The following is a 15,693-nucleotide window of genomic DNA, read 5'->3' on the forward strand; positions in this document are numbered from 1 at the left end:
CACTTCGCCGACCTGCCAATCGACTACTGACGTCCGAATCCCGGTCGATGCTCGGCGAGTCGTTCGACACTCGGCTCGCCCTGTCGCTACTGCTCCAGGTGGAAGGGTCGACGATTCTCGTTTCTCCTACCTCCGTCTTTTCGTCATCTTCCTCGCGTCCTAGACCGTCTTTTACTAATCCACTACAGTAAATGATGTACTACATTATATAATGCACTACAGCAAATGATACACTACAGCAAATAATGTACCACATCAACTAATGCACTTCTGCAAACAGTGCAACACAGCAAACGGTACGCTGCCGAGATAATGCACTACATTATCCTCCTCCCTCCCTCCCTCCCTCCTTCCCTCCCTTCTCAGGCAAAATGCAGTGCATTATCTAATTCACTACACCCGCAACGTTATTGCATTACGCTATGAACTGCCGACAGTCGTGCATACGATTGCAGTTACGAATCAGAAAGGAGGGGTCGGCAAGACGACGATCACCGCCCATCTCGCGGTTGGACTGGCGCGGCGCGGGCACCAGGTTCTAGCGGTCGATCTCGATCCGCAGGGGTATCTCACTCGCCATTTCGGCCTCAAGGAGAAACTGTACCGGCTAGACACGGACAACATCGCTCTTCATCTCACCGGCAGCGCTCGCGGCGATCCGGTCGACCTCGTGGTCGAAACCGACGAAAGCGTCGACCTCGTGCCGAGTAACTACGATATGCGCGGCGTCGCCGATGCGCTTTCGAACGCTCGAAACAGGGAGCGTCGACTGCAGAACGTCCTCTCGGCGCTTCCGGACGACGGTTACGACTACGTTCTCATCGATAGTCCGCCGAACTTGGGCGTCCTCACCGACAATGCGATTCTCGCGTCGCGTCGGCTACTCATCCCGATACAGGCCGAGGACTCGTCGCTCGACGCACTGGAGATGGCGCTCGACGAGATCGAGGAGATCGAAGCCGCGTTCGGTATCGACGTCGATATCCTCGGTATCGCACCGAACTTGGTCCCCCGAGACGGCGTTGCGAAGTCGACGCTCGAGACGATCCGTTCGACTCCGGGGCTGGAAGAGCTCGTTCTCCCGTACGAGATCAGAAAACGCGCCGACATCAAGTACGCGATGCGGAGGGGAGAGACGCTCTACGCATACAACGAGACGTCCGATATGGTTCCCGTTTTCGACCGTCTCGCGGCGGACGTCGAACAGGACGTAAATTAAACAATGCACTACATTATATCTGTCCCGGTTCCGAAACGCACGCACGAACGCATGCGACAAACGCGACTGCAACTCCGACCCAGCAGTTCGAGGAACGTCCCATGACGGCAGAAGACGACGAACTACAGCGCTCGACCCGTCGACTCGGGGACCGATTCGGTGCGGCGACGGAGGCGAACGACCGATCCGAGGACATCGATGGGGCGGCTACCGAAGCTAACGAAAGCCCGGAAGTCGATAACGAGGAACCGGAGGCCGACTCCGAGCCAAAATCGGCGTCGCCTGCTGGTTCGGGTTCGGGTGACGACTCCGACTCCGATGACGACTCCGACTCCGATGACGACTCCGACTCCGAGTCAGAATCCGAATCGACACCCGAAGCGGAACCCGACTGGGTCCCGACGACGCTGTACCTCCCCGAAGAGACACGACGCGAGTTCCGTCGGTTCCTGAAACGACTCACGCTCGACCACCCGGAGATCGAGAGCGCGAAGAAACGCGAACTGCACACCGCGTTGATTCAGGTCGGCATGGAACAGTCGGAAGCGGTCGCCGAACGAACGAAGAGCCTCTCGAGCGACGATAGCTGAAGAATCGACCGCCGATTTCGGTCCGTCGACTCGACCGCCGAACGGGTACCGCTTCCGAGAGACTCGTGCTCGACCGTCCGGAGAGCTACACTTCGAGAGGACACCCTCCGGTCAGAGTTTCGCTAAAAGGGTGCAGACCGACGCCTTCGTCTCGGCTCCACGGCCAGTAGCCGAGCAAGCGCAGATGGCCTGCGAACCGACATCCGGGCAAGTGCCGGCTCAGCGCTCGAGGGAAGTCCACGTGCGCCACTGCATTCATAAAGAGCTACCCTCTTCGTTATATGCTAATTACCGCGCTGAAACCCTGGCCTAAGTAAAGTACCACGGGTCGGGTGACCCGTGGCGTTCGTCTCTGGCCACGTCCACGAAGCCCGTGGAACGGTGACGGCACCGAACTTTAATTCCCTCCGCGCTCGCCGTAAGGCTCGCGTGGAACCAGTAACACCCGAACACGACCGTGAATCCTACCCTAATAGAGGTCGTCTATCAGGCAATAGGAACCGTGTCCGTGGAGGTCAGCCGCTTTACGTCGACTCGACACCACCCGGCTCACCGAGTTTGTTGCAGTCGGTTTTTGCGAGGTCGTTAACGGTGAGTTCCACCCCAAGATACGTCATATTAGCACTTGAAACTATGGATTGTAGCGGAAGCGTACGCGATTCATCCACGGGTCAGGTGACCCGTGGAACTCTCGCTGTTCTCTTTAGAGAACGGGCCGCATTTCGGCCGAGCGGCGCGAAATCGGTTCGGCTCGCAGTCGGTCCGCCGAAAGTGAACTCGCTCCGATTTCCCGAACTCGCCGGTACGCGATGGACTCCCTCGCTACGTGACGACCTCGAGCTGCTCGCGGTAGCGATTTCGGATCGTGACGTCTGTCACTTGTGCTACCTCTGCGACTTCCCGCTGCGTCAGGTTCGTATCCGTGAGCACGGCGGCGGCGTAAATCGCCGCAGCAGCGTACCCAGGCGGCGACTTCCCGGAGTGAAGCCCCGTGGCGGTCGTCTTCTCCAGAATCTCGCGCGCCTGTGCCTGCACTTCGTGGCTGACACCGAGTTTCGAACAGAAGCGCGGAAGATACTGCGCGGGGTCGGTCGGCTCCAACTGGAGGTCGAGTTCGTCCGCGATATACCGGTACGACCGCCCGATTTCACGCTGTTCGACTCGCGAGACGTTCGACACTTCCTCCAAACTTCGCGGTACGTTGCCCTGACGGCACGCCGCGTACAACGCGCTCGTCGAGATTCCCTCGATGGAACGTCCCCGAATGAGGTCTTTGTTGAGCGCCTGCCGGTAGATGACCGCCGCCACCTCCCGGACGGAGTCCGGTATCCCCAGCGCGCTCGACATCCGGTCGATTTCGCTCAGCGCGTACTGCAGATTCCGTTCGTCCGCGTTTCGCGTCCGAATCCGCTCCTGCCACGTGCGCATACGCGACAGCTGTCGTCGCTTCTCGGAGTCGATCATCCGACCGTGCGCGTCGCGGTTGCCCGCGCCGATCTCGGTCGTCAACCCCTTGTCGTGTATCATCTGCGTGATCGGCGCTCCGACACGCGAGCGACTGTCCCGCTCCTGTTTGTTGAATGCACGCCACTCTGCCCCTCGGTCGATAGCAGTCTCCTCTGCTACGAGACCACACGAGTCACAGACGACTTCCCCTCGCTCTGTGTCGGTGACGAGCGGCCCTCCGCAGTCCGGGCACTCGTCCCCTCTGTCTCCCGTGCGCTGCTCGACGGTCCGCGTCATCGAATGATAGCTCAGCCGGATTGCACGTAAGGACAGGAGTCGGTTTCACGCGAAACGAAAGCTTACGGCGCTGAACGTTGTGAAACGAGCGCTCAGTCGGAGGGGTTGACGCTCGGCGCCGTCTCTCTCGCCCCGTCGACAATCTCACTCACCTCGGCGAGTATCGCCTCCGCTTCCTCCTCGGTCCGGGCTTCCGCGGTGAGACGAATGATCGGTTCGGTACCGCTCGCGCGGACGAGGAACCAGCCGTCGTCGCGCTCGACGCGAACGCCGTCGGTCGTGTCGACGGCGGCGTACTGGGCTGTGAGCCGCTCTTGAACGGTTTCAATCGTGGACAACTCGTCGGTCACTCGAATCGACTTCCGTCGAATCGGATACCGTTCGATGCTCGACACGAGCGTCGACAGCGGACCTCGTCGGCTCACGAGCGACGCCAACTGACAGGCGGCGAACGGACCGTCAGGGCAGAGCGTCTCGTCGGGCCAAATCCACGCTCCGCTCGGTTCGCCACCGAACACAACGTCGGGTTTTGCGGCCTCGGCAGCGACGTATACGTCGCCTACCTTCGTTCGGACGACGGACCCGCCGGCGTCGGCGACCACGTCGTCGACGAGCAGACTGGTGTCGACGGGGACGGCGACCTGCTTGCCGGGTTTCACTGCCTCGCGCGCGAACAGAGCTAACAACACGTCGCCGGAGACGAACTCGCCCGTCTCGGTGACGGCCATCGTCCGGTCGGCGTCACCGTCGTGAGCGATACCGAGATCGGCGTCCGTCGCGGCGACGAACTCGCAGAGCGACTTGCAGTTCTCCGCGGTCGGTTCGCTCGGACGACCCGGGAATCGGCCGTTCGGTTGGCCGTTGAGCGTCTCGACCGAACAGCCGAGCCGTTCGAGCGCCTCGGCTACGACGCCGCCGGCTCCGTTTCCGACGTCGACGGCGACGGTCAACCCCCGGATCGGGTCGAGCGCCGTCTCGATTCGGGTGGCGTGCGTCTCTATCGCCTGGTCCCACGACCACTCGCTGCCGTGTTGGTCCCAATCGGCGAACTCGAACGCCTCGCTGTTGATTCGTCGAGTCACTTCCCGGCGTTTTGGCCGGTCGAACGCCTGTCCGCTCGGCGTCCAGAGCTTGAACCCGTTGTCGGTCGGCGGGTTGTGAGAGGCGGTGACGACGACACCCGCGTCCGCGCCGAGCCATCCGACGCTCCGCGCTATCGTCGGCGTCGAAGCGACTCCGAGGCGGACCACGTCCGCACCGCACTCACGTGCGCCGGCGCTCACCGCGTCGGCGAGCGCGGATCCGCTCTCCCGAGGGTCTCGCCCGACGACTACCGTTCGTGCACCCTGGGAGGCGAGGGCTCGCCCGACGTCGAGAGCGAGGTCCGCCGTTACGACTCTCCCGACGGGGCCGCGTATTCCACTGGTCCCGAACATTGTACCTCCAAAGGCCGTGGAAACGGCATTAGTATACGTTTCCTAACGGCCACTCTCGAAACTGACCACTTCCTCAGCGTCCGAAATCCGCAGAAAAACGCCACCAACGAGAGTCTCTGGTTAATCTCGCTTTGTCCACGGACACGACTCCGTTCCCCGGCCGTACGCTCTGCGTCACACCGACTGCGCGCGAGAGGGAACTCGCTTCGAGCCTCGTCCCCTCGAACGCGAGACCGGGGCCCGGTTCGACCGGTCGCTGTCTACTCGACGGGAGGAAAACCGAAGCTGGAAGGCGTCAAACGCCGTTCGAGCCGAAACCTGACGAGACGCCACGGGTGAGCAACATCGTCTTACGAGAAGCCCCGTCGCCGTAGGCTCTCACTGTATCTCGATGCCTCGTGGTTATGCTCGGACGGATACGCAGTATGCACCGACAAACGTTAGTTTCAATTGATGCAAATTCGGGGTGTGGTTTTCTCGCCCTGTGAAATGGATGGGCGCGTTTATGGCGTGATGAGTAGTGATTGACAACTGGTGTGTCAACCATGCAAGCACGGATGCAGTCTCTAGAGCGACGTCTCCACTCGACGAATACCTACGGTGACGATACGAAACCGGCTGACAGCGACGAAAACGGAAGCGTGTTCTGTAGATGAGCGTCGCAGAAGGCCAGTTCAAACAGATCCAAGAGTCCCAACAGGACGACGACGCCGAACAACTCTCGCTCGACGTCATCTTCGAGCTACTGAAAAACCGTCGTCGCCGGGACATTTTCCGATACCTGATGGAAGTCGAGCGGACGGTTACGCTCTCGGAACTCGCCGAGCAGGTCGCCGCCTGGGAGAACGACATCGAAGTCCAGGAACTCAACTCCGACCAGCGAAAGCGCGTCTACGTCGCACTCTATCAGACCCACCTTCCGAAGATGGACAAGGCGGGCATCATCGAGTACGAACAGGACCGCGGCAACATCACGCTCTCGGAGAACGCCGACCTGCTCAGTATGTACCTGAACGACGACACCGAAGCCGAAACCGAATGGGAGAAACGGTACCTCGGCCTCAGTCTCGTCGGCGGGTCGTTCGCCATCCTGTTCCAGCTCGCCGCCGTCGGTCAGCTGCTTCAGGTCCTCGTCACCGTCGCGTTCGTCGCGTCGGTTCTGGCCGTCTCGTTGGTTCACGCGCGCGACGTCCGTGAGACTCGCCGCGTCGCGGCCGAGAAGTTCTCTCGGATCAAGTAACCACACTCGCTATCGACGGTCCAGACACGATTTTCGCGGCCACAACCCGATCTGACCCGTCGGTCCGCCGTTCTCTCCCGACCGTCCCACTGACAGTCTGCAGTTCGTCTCAGTATCGAACAGCAGAACGACTCGTATCCCACCGTCTTCGGTATCGGTGCGCTAAATCGCCCAACGCGGCCGTATGGACGGTCTCCTCGTTCGATTAGGGCAGGGTTGCCCGCCGTCAATTAGCGTATAACAATGATTGTACCACGTATAGGCTTGTTCGTTCACTCGACCCTCAAGTCGCAGAACGAAATTACCCATGACACTGGAACATTACACTCCGACGTATCCCGTCGAACGAGTGCCTGCTCCCGGTCGACACGGAGGACACGGCTAATATGTGTGGAATAATCGCCCGTATCGGTGACGGGGACGGCGTTCAGGAACTGCTCCAAGGACTTTCGAATCTCGAGTACCGGGGGTACGACTCCGCGGGTCTCGCGGTCAAACAGCGGAACGGTTCGCAGCCGACCGTCGTCAAGCGACAGGGCAACGTCTCCGAACTCCGCGACCTCGCCGACGGTCAGGTCCTCGGTCCGGTCGGTATCGGTCACACCCGCTGGAGTACCCACGGGCCGCCGACCGACGACAACGCCCACCCGCACACCGACTGCGACGGCCGCGTCGCCGTCGTCCACAACGGCATCATCGACAACTACGGCGAACTTCGAGAGCGGCTCGCGGCCGACGGACACGAGTTCCGCAGCGACACCGACACCGAAGTGGTCCCCCACCTCGTCGAGGAGTTCCTCGCCGACGGACACGACGCGGAGACCGCGTTCCGCAAGACGGTCGACCAGCTCTCCGGTAGCTACGCGATCGCCATGATCGTCGAAGGCGACGACGCCGTGTACGCGACCCGCGAGGGGTCGCCGCTCGTGCTCGGCGTCGGCGACGACAGCTACTACCTCGCCAGCGACGTCCCCGCGTTCCTCGAGTACACCGACCGCGTCGTCTACCTCGACGACGGAGACACGCTGGTCGTGCGGCCCGACGGCTACACGCTCACCGACGCGAGCGGTTCGGTCGCCGAGCCGGCCGTCGAGACGGTGAGTTGGAACCCCGAACAGGCCGGGAAGGGCGCGTACGACCACTACATGCTCAAAGAGATCTACGAGCAGCCTCACTCGCTCCGGCAGGCCATCGAGGGTCGGGTCAAGCCGGAGTCGAACGAGCTCGCGCTCGAGGAGTTCCCGCCGGGGACGTTCGAGGACGTCGACTCCATCCAGTTCGTCGCCTGCGGGACCTCCTACCACGCCGCGAAGTACGCGGTCCAACTGTGTGCGAACAGACAGCTCTCCGCGCAGGCGTTCCTCGCCAGCGAGTACGCCACCGCGATTCCCCACGTCGACGAGAACACGCTCGTCGTCGGCGTCACGCAGAGCGGCGAAACCGCCGACACGCTCACGGCGCTCCGAAGGGCGAAGGACGCGGGCGCACAGACGCTCGCGGTGACGAACGTCGTCGGCAGCACCGCCGCCCGCGAGTGCGACGATGCGCTCTTCATCCGTGCCGGTCCCGAAATCGGCGTCGCGGCGACGAAGACGTTCTCTTCGCAGGTCGTCTGTCTCGCCCTGTTCGTCGAACAGTACTACCGCGACCGACACGACGGCGAACCGTCCGACGGTTCCGAGGAGATGCTCGCGGCGATTCGAGACCTCCCGGACGTCATCGAGTCCGTGCTCGAACAGAGCTCGGTCCAGTCGGTCGCCGAGGCGTACCGCGACGTGGATTCGTACTTCTTCATCGGCCGAAACACCGGGTACACGGTGGCGCTGGAAGGCGCGCTGAAGTTCAAGGAGATCACGTACGAGCACGCCGAAGGCTTCGCCGCCGGCGAGCTCAAACACGGACCGCTGGCGCTCGTCACCCCGTCGACGCCCATCATCGGTATCGTCGACGGTCTCGACAGCGACAAAACCATCCACAGTCTCGCCGAGGCGAAAACCCGCGGTGCGCCCATCGTCGCGGTGACGAGCGACCCCGAAGACGTGCGCGACCTCGCGGATATGGTGCTCGAAATCCCCGAGACGAACGTCGAACTCGCAGGCGTCGTCGCGAACGTCCAGCTCCAGCTGCTGTCGTACCACGCGGCGGCGATGCTGAGTCGACCTATCGACAAACCGCGAAACCTCGCGAAGAGCGTCACCGTCGAATAACCCCGCTTTCGCCGCGACCGGCGACGCTGCTGCTTTCAGACTCGATAGTCGCTCTCGAAGCCGACCGGCGACGCCGACGCTCTGGAGCGTCGAAACAGCCACCCGAAGAATGGTGTGTCGGTCGGGTGGCGTGAGGTTGCCCGCGGTGATGGTGGATGCCGAATCGACGGGACCTAACTGATGTCCGTCTGTGTGATGTGGAAGCGGAGGTGTCGGGCGGGCGCCGACGAACCGTGCCTGCGTATCAGGCGTTCGTGCGGTCTACTCCTGCTGGTAGTCCTTTTTGAGGTTGACGCTCGCGCTGCCACTCAGGTTGAACTGCGTGATGCTCCCCGAGAAGAGGTACGCGTCGATACCGCCAGCGACTGCGCCGCTGGCCTTGTTCCCGTTGACTTCGTCTTCGGGGTCGACGGTGCCGACGGTGTCGGTGTGCTTGATGTCGCCGGTCACTGCCACCGAGTAGTTGGTGACGCCCTCGTCCGGACCGTTGATGACGAGCAGGTGCGGGTAGTCCGAGTCGCGTTCGACCTCTTCCTCGCCACCGGTGTCGCCGCGGCCGTCGTCGGTACTGTCGTCGCCGGAGCTGTCGTCGGTGCTGTCGTCTTCGGAACCGTCGTCGGTGCTGTCGTCACCGGAGCCGTCGTCGGTGCTGTCGTCATCGGAGCCGCCGTCGGTACCGTCGTCTTCGGAACCGAGCTCCGAGGGGTCGACTTCCTCACCGTTGACGAGCACCGTCGCGGTTCCTTCGGTGAAGCGGAACTGCGTGATGCTCCCCGAGAACGAGTACGCGTCGGCGCCGCCGGCGACTGCGCCTTCGGCCGTTGCGCCGTGGATGTTGTCCTCCTCGTTGAACGTCCCCGACTCGGCGGGGCCGACGTCGAGTTCGCCGTCGACGGTGAACTCGTAGCTCGCGAGACCGTTCTCGCCGCTGATCACGACGACGTTCGGACGAGAGACCGACGGGTAGTCGGCCGCGTCGACCGTCTCGCCGTTGACTCGCACGGTGACGCCGTCGTCGGCGTCGACGGCGTTGAGTTCTCCCTCGAACCCGTAGGAGTCGGTTCCGCCGCCGGCGACCTCGCCGCTGGCCGTCTGTGCGTCGATGGAGTCCTCCTTGTCGAGGTTCGCCTGACCGCCGTTGGCGATCTCACCGGAGGCCGCGAACGCGTACTCCCCGTCGCCGGTCGCTTCGAGGTAGTTCGAGAGACCGGACTCGCTGTCGCCGCCCGTGCTCCCGCGGGAGTCGTCGTAGTCGACGGGCTGGTTGTCGAAGTTCGGCGTCGGACAGCTCTCGCTGCCGGAGACGTTGGCCGTGTTCACGTCGGAGCTGTTGAACACGGTCGCCTGACCCGTCACGTTGATGGTCGAATCGCGGAGGGTGACGTTGCTCGACCCGTTGATTTTGATACCGTTCTGGTCGCTCCCGTTCTGTTCGACGCAGAGGTTACGAAGCTCAGAGCCGTCGCGGCCGTAGATGAGAATCGCTTCGTCGCCCGAAGCGGTGCCCGTGACGCTGACGTTCTCCATGATGAGACGCCGCGAGGAAGGCGCGGTGTCCATCGAGACGGCGCGGAACGGCCAGTCTTTCGGCGAACGCGACTTCACGGCCTTGACGTCGTCGTCGACTCGGATGCGCGTGTTCCGAATCGTCATCTTGCCGCCTTCGGTTCCGTGAACGATGCCACCGGAGGAAGCGCCCACGTCGCTCATGACGATATCGCAGTCCTCGATGAGCATCTCGTTGCCTTCCTTCATCCAGATGCCGCGGGCGTTCCGGTCGCGCGGCGTGTGGCTCTTGTCGTCGCAGACGACTTCCGCGCCCTTGACAACCGCCTTCGGTCCGCCGGTACGAATCTGCTGGATGTTGCTGTTCGCGTAGCGGCCACCGATGACGTTGATGGGGCCGGAGTGGGCGCTGACGTAGAGGCCCTCGTGGTCCCAGCGGCTGACGTTACAGTTGATAAAGTTGAGCGTGCCGGCGGGGTCGAGTTCCGGCACCTCGCCGACGTCGGGGTAGTCGCCGACGATAGTCGGCCGGGCCCAGACGCCCATGCCGAGACCACCCTTCGAGAAGTCGACGTTCTCGAACGTGAGAACGGTGTCGGAGCCGGCACACTGGACGAACGCGCCGCCGACTTCGTCGTCTTCGTCCTGTCGGTCGAGAAGCCGCCAGTTCTTGAGGACGTTCGTGCCCGAGGTCGCTTTGAAAACGACGCGGGACGACGTGCTGCCCGGCTGTTCGACGTCGAACCCTTCGATGTGAACGCCCTGCGCGTCCGAGATGCTGATGAGTGTCGTACCGCCCGAGTGGTCGGGAGCGATGGTGGCCCCGTTCGGGGCGACCATCGCGAAGTTCTTGAGTCCGTCTGCGCTGAACGGAGCGAGCTTGTACGTGCCCTGGGGGAACTTCACCAGCGTGTTGTCTTGGAGGTGGTTTTCGAGAACGCTGTTTATCGTCTGGCCGCCCGAGGTGTCCGCACCCGCTTCGGCGATGTTGACGACGGTGTTGTAGTTGTTCTCCGAGACTGCCGCGGACGCGACGCCGCTGGCACCGGCGCCCGTCGCTGCAGCCGCGGCGGCCGCGCCGGCCATCTGGAGATAGGACCGGCGGCCGAGGAGTAATCCGTCATTATCGCCATCAGTAGTCGACTCTTCTTCTGGTTCGTTGGTTGCCAGTTCGCGTGCCATGCACTCGGTTAAGATAAGACTGCACCTATAAATCTTTCCTAGTCCGGGTGATTATCCGATAATACATTCACTAATTCATGAACGAAATCTCATAATCACATGAATATACAGAAATTTGATTGGTGGCAGTAGAACACCATTTTCAGGCGCTTGAAGGGTTGAGGCGCGTCGTAAACCGGTGGTTAACGGAGTATTAGCAGTCTCCACCCTCGGTTATTCCCACGCTTACAGCGGTCACCTGGCCGAGTCCGTAGGTTGTTCCGTAACGAAGCGTTTCAGGACAGGTCGACTAGCGTTCCCACCACGCCGCTGTTGTTGACACCGGTTATCGCGAAGCGACCGTTGTTGGTCCCCTCGCCGAAGAACTGCCTGTCGATGCAGAACGGCAGCGTCTCGTTGACGAGGTACCGGTCCGCGTCGTCGCTCGTCTGGTGGTTCCGGCTCTCGAGTCGAGAGCCCTCCCCGATGAGCACGCCGCAGTCGTCGTCCCCCTGGCCGATGTCGACCAGCAGCGGATACCGACCGACGACGACGGAGAGATCCTTCAGTTCGGTTCCGGGCGAGTCGATGATGTCGACCCCGTCGCGGTCTGTCCCGGACTGTTTGATGTCCACTCTGTCCAGCGCCGAGTCGTCGCGGCCCTCTATCTGTACTGCGCTCCACCCGGTTCCGTTCCCGTGAATCCGGACGCCTTCCAGATTGACGTCCCACCGTTCGGGTCTCGAGCGGAGACTCGGCGCGTAGAAGTTCCCCCGTTTCGGGTACCTGGCTTTGATTCCGTAGGTCGGTGCGTTGACGAGGATGTCCGTGTTCTTGATTGTCGTCTTCCCGTGCTCTTTGTCGACGACGATGCCGCCGGAGCTCAGCGTCCCTTCGAGGCTGGTTATCTCGATCTCGCAGTCCTCGATGATCGTGTCGTCTCCCTCCTTGAGCCAGATTCCGCGCATGTTCTTCATGTCGGGCCGCGGCTTGTCGATTCGGATCGTCGCTCCCTTCACCAACGCGGCCGTGTCGGCGTTTCCGCCGCCGACGCGAACCTGCGAGAGGCCGTTGTTCGCGTACTCGCCGCCGAGCACTTTCATCGGTCCGCCGTGGGCCGAGCCGTACAGGCCCTGCTCCTCCCACCCGATTATTCGACAGTCTTTGAACGTTATCGACCCCGGATCGCTCGTCGGGAAGACGAAAACCGCCTCCGTCACCGACGACCCGTCCGACATGTCGACGTTCTCGACGAGAAGGTCCGTCTCCGCCCCAGCGACCCGATAGACGAACGCCTGCGTCTTCTGCGAGTGGGTGTGGACGCCCTTCAGGACGATGTCCCTGACGACGTTTGTCCCGCCACCCTCGCAGAGTACCTGCACCTGTGGACCGGTCTCTTTTCCCCGGAGGTCGATGGTCACGCCCTCGAACAGCAGCCCGTCGACGCCGTCGAACGCGAGCCACGACCCCCCGTGCCCGTCGGGCGGGTGAAATACGGCCCCGTCTCCGACGACCCCGACGTTTCGGTAGCCCTGAGCAGCCCAGGTCGCGTCGATGCGGTACTCTCCTTCGGGGAAGTACAGCAGCGTATCGTCGCCCACGAGGCTGTCTAGTAGGTCGTTTATCGCCTCCGACCCGCTCGTATCGGCTCCCGACGCTGCGACGTCGACGACGTTCTGATACCGACCTGCGTACGGAATTCCCGAGTTCGACGCCGACTCGTCGGTGGACTCGTTCGACGACGAGGGTGGCTCGTCCGACGAGTCACCACAGCCGGCTACCCCGGTCGTCAGTCCCGTAGCAAGCCCCGCCAGGTACGTTCGTCTGCTTACTCCTGAACGAGACTGCTTCTCTGTCACGCGTAGTTCTCTCTTCGAGTGGGACATTGTTATATTTCACCTACCTAACATCCAGCCGCCTCTCCGCCGCCTACGCTGGATTAGCCCCCTCATTCCAAAGCCGACTTCTACCGAACGACTACTCCGATGGAGTTTACCTTCGACGAGTACGGGCGTCTCTTAGACTCGCTCATCGAGGCCGGCTACTCGTTCACCGATTACGAGCGGATGCCGTCACGCGGACAAGTTATCCTTCGACACGACGTCGACTGGTCGCCGGAGAACGCCCTCCGGATGGCCCGAATGGAGGCCGACCGCGACCTGCAGTCGACGTATTTCTTTCTCGTGACGACTCCGTTCTACAACGTCCACGCGAGAGATATTCGCGAGACTATCGCCGAGATCGAAGCGCTCGGACACAGCGTCGGCCTGCACTTCAGCACGCACGAGTACTGGCGCGAGGAGCCGCTCGAATCCGACCTGCTCCGCCGTATCGACGGCGAACGACAGGCCCTCGACGCCGTCGTCGACGACCTCACCGAGACGATCGCGTTTCACATCCCCCCCGAGTGGACGCTCGACCGGTCGTTCAACGGGTTCGTAAACAGCTACGAACCGCGCTTTTTCAGCGCCGTCACCTATCTCGGCGACTCCGGTCAGCGCTGGCGTAGCGGCCATCCGTTCGAGGACGGCATCCCCGAGCGGATGCAGTTGCTCACCCATCCCGGTCTCTGGGGCGACGGAGACGCGACCTTCGAAGAACGCCTCGAACAGCAGCAAGACCGCCGATTCGAGGCGATACGCGGCTTCTTGGCCTCGGAGTTCCTCTCCGAAGGAGGCGATTAACAATGGCCGTTCCTCGCTACCTCTGTACCTGTTTATGAGTTTCAGACAGGCCGGCGAGACGTCCGAGGGAGACGACCTCGTCGCGACCGGGCTTCTCGCCGTCGGGTTCTTCGCGCTCGCCGGGGCAATTCTCTACGCGCGAAGCGTCCCGGCGACCGGGTACGAGCTATCGATATACGCCGGAACGCCGGTTGCGGTTTGGGCTGCGATCGGCGCTGCCGTTCTCATCGCGGCCGTGTACGCGTTGTTTCTCGCGCCGGGACGGACGCGCCTCTGGGCGCTCGTCCTCGGGGGGAGCGCGGTCACGACGGTCGTCTCGATGCCGCTCATCCGCGGCTACTTCTTCGTCGGAATCGGCGACTCGCTGAGTCACCTGGGATGGGCGCGTTCGATTCAACGCGGGTCGATTCTGCCGCAGCAGATGTTCTACCCGAGTCTCCACAGCCTCACCGACGCGATAGATTTGGTCACCGCGATGGGACTTCGGCGCTCGATGATGCTGGTCGTCGTCGTCACGCTCGTCGTGTTCCTCGTCTTCGCGCCGCTGACGGCGCGCGCGATAACCGGCAGCAACCGAGCGCTCGTGTTCGGCGCGCTCTCGGCGTGGTTGCTCCTGCCGATAAACCACATCGCGGTGCACCTGATGCCGCATCCGAGTACGCAGGCGATTTTCATCGCTACGCTCGCGGTGTACCTGCTCGTCCGCTACGTCCAGAGCTCCTCGGACGACGCCGCCGGCGGTCCGTTCGCCTTCGGCGCGCTACTCTTCCTCACCGGCGCGGGTCTCGTGCTCTACCACCCGATGCAGGCACTGAACCTGTTCATCCTCGGCGGAACGGTCGGGTTCATCCAGTTCCTCGCGCGGCGGCGGGCGATGGACTCCATCGTCGCCAGCCACCAGCCGGTGTACGCTCAGACCGGCCTCCTGGGGCTGTTCCTGTTCGCGTGGATGGTTCCGCGCGAACGATTCCAGGACGCGTTCGAGGGCGTGTACGTCGACATTCTCACGTGGAACAACCAGGGCGTCGAACGGAGCGGCGACGTCAGTGAAGGCGCGGCGAGCGTCGGCGCGAGCCTCCCCGAACTGTTCGTCAAAATCTTCCTCGTCTCCTCGATTTTCGCCGCGCTCACGGCACTGTTCTTCCTGCTTACGTCGACTGGCCGCCTCGACGACGACGTGCGGAGCCAGTCGCTCGTGCTGTACCTCGGTGCGGCGCTCGTCCCGCTGGTCGGCCTGTTCGGCGCGTACTTCGTCGGGTCACCGACGCTCGGCTACCGACAGCTCGGCTTCATCTTCGTCGTGGCGACTATCGTCGGCGCGGTGGCGCTGAGTAAACTCGTCGGCGGCGTACAGAGCCGTCTCACGTTCGACGCCGCCCGCTCGGTCGCGGCCGTGGTGATGGTCGCGATGCTCGCCCTGTCGATGGTCGTCATCTTCCCGTCGCCGTACATCGTCAAGACGACCCAGCACGTCTCCGAACAGCAGTACTCCGGTTTCGAGACGACGTTCGAACACCGCAACGAGGAGGTGTTCTTCTCCTCGGCCGGCACCGGTCCCGAGCGGTTCTCCGACGCGGTGTACGGCTTCGAGAACGTCACCGAGCCGGCCGGCCCACCGGTCGCCGACACGCAGATCGAACCCGGAAACAGCACTAACGAGAGCAACTTGAGCAACGTCTCCGGGCAGTTCGACGGTCCGAGATACTTCGTCACGACGGAGACCGACTTCAGACGCGAGGTACTACTCTACAACGAGAAAGCGTACACCAGAGCAGACTACGAGTCGCTGTCGACACAGCGACAGATGAACCTCGTCCAGTCGAATCCGGAGTACACGCTGTACGTCACCCGTGACGGCTTCGAGTAGCTAGCGCCTCTCACGATTTTCGGCTCACGACGCCTCTCAA

The 15,693-nt window shown here is 62.6% G+C and carries 10 protein-coding genes; 6 read left to right on the plus strand and 4 right to left on the minus strand.

Features of this window, described 5'->3' with window-relative positions; genetic code table 11:
• The first annotated feature begins 439 nt into the window (after nucleotides 1–439).
• Both DV709_RS17335 and DV709_RS17340 read left to right on the plus strand, forming a co-directional pair.
• Entirely contained in the window at nucleotides 440–1,219 is a 780-nt protein-coding gene (locus DV709_RS17335; protein ID WP_157972780.1) for a ParA family protein, read from the plus strand.
• A gap of 101 nt (nucleotides 1,220–1,320) precedes the next feature.
• Nucleotides 1,321–1,809 (plus strand): hypothetical protein, encoded by a 489-nt coding sequence (locus tag DV709_RS17340; RefSeq protein WP_117595709.1) that lies wholly within the window; start codon nucleotides 1,321–1,323, stop codon nucleotides 1,807–1,809.
• Nucleotides 1,810–2,631: 822 nt separating this feature from the next.
• Here the strand turns inward: DV709_RS17340 and DV709_RS17345 are convergent.
• Both DV709_RS17345 and glmM read right to left on the minus strand, forming a co-directional pair.
• Nucleotides 2,632–3,552: a transcription initiation factor IIB gene (locus DV709_RS17345; protein WP_117595710.1), complete on the minus strand. Its 921-nt coding sequence runs from the start codon at nucleotides 3,550–3,552 to the stop codon at nucleotides 2,632–2,634.
• A 92-nt stretch (nucleotides 3,553–3,644) separates the two neighbouring features.
• Nucleotides 3,645–4,988 (minus strand): phosphoglucosamine mutase, encoded by a 1,344-nt coding sequence (gene glmM / locus DV709_RS17350; protein WP_117595711.1) that lies wholly within the window; start codon nucleotides 4,986–4,988, stop codon nucleotides 3,645–3,647.
• Between the two features lie 652 nt (nucleotides 4,989–5,640).
• On the opposite strand from glmM, the gene DV709_RS17355 reads away from it, so the two are divergent.
• Nucleotides 5,641–6,228, plus strand: a complete 588-nt coding sequence (locus DV709_RS17355; RefSeq protein WP_117595712.1) for a DUF7344 domain-containing protein — start codon at nucleotides 5,641–5,643, stop codon at nucleotides 6,226–6,228.
• Between the two features lie 386 nt (nucleotides 6,229–6,614).
• Nucleotides 6,615–8,435: a glutamine--fructose-6-phosphate transaminase (isomerizing) gene (gene glmS / locus DV709_RS17360; protein WP_117595713.1), complete on the plus strand. Its 1,821-nt coding sequence runs from the start codon at nucleotides 6,615–6,617 to the stop codon at nucleotides 8,433–8,435.
• A 261-nt stretch (nucleotides 8,436–8,696) separates the two neighbouring features.
• Here the strand turns inward: glmS and DV709_RS17365 are convergent, their stop codons facing one another.
• Complete coding sequence (locus DV709_RS17365; RefSeq protein ID WP_157972781.1) at nucleotides 8,697–11,123, minus strand: hypothetical protein; 2,427 nt, start codon at nucleotides 11,121–11,123, stop codon at nucleotides 8,697–8,699.
• A 275-nt stretch (nucleotides 11,124–11,398) separates the two neighbouring features.
• Nucleotides 11,399–12,961, minus strand: coding sequence for a hypothetical protein (locus DV709_RS17370; RefSeq protein ID WP_157972782.1), 1,563 nt, complete (start codon nucleotides 12,959–12,961; stop codon nucleotides 11,399–11,401).
• A gap of 126 nt (nucleotides 12,962–13,087) precedes the next feature.
• Between DV709_RS17370 and DV709_RS17375 the strand changes: the two genes are divergently transcribed.
• Together DV709_RS17375 and DV709_RS17380 are read left to right on the plus strand one after the other, a co-directional pair.
• The gene (locus tag DV709_RS17375; RefSeq protein WP_117595716.1) at nucleotides 13,088–13,786 is read left to right on the plus strand and encodes a hypothetical protein; all 699 of its coding nucleotides are present in this window, start codon (nucleotides 13,088–13,090) and stop codon (nucleotides 13,784–13,786) included.
• Between the two features lie 34 nt (nucleotides 13,787–13,820).
• Nucleotides 13,821–15,653 carry a hypothetical protein gene (locus tag DV709_RS17380; RefSeq protein WP_117595717.1) on the plus strand — a complete coding sequence of 611 codons (1,833 nt, stop codon included), beginning with the start codon at nucleotides 13,821–13,823 and terminating at the stop codon, nucleotides 15,651–15,653.
• The last annotated feature ends 40 nt before the right edge of the window (nucleotides 15,654–15,693 follow it).

Origin of the sequence: Haloprofundus halophilus (assembly GCF_003439925.1) — an archaeon.
Taxonomy (GTDB): domain Archaea; phylum Halobacteriota; class Halobacteria; order Halobacteriales; family Haloferacaceae; genus Haloprofundus; species Haloprofundus halophilus.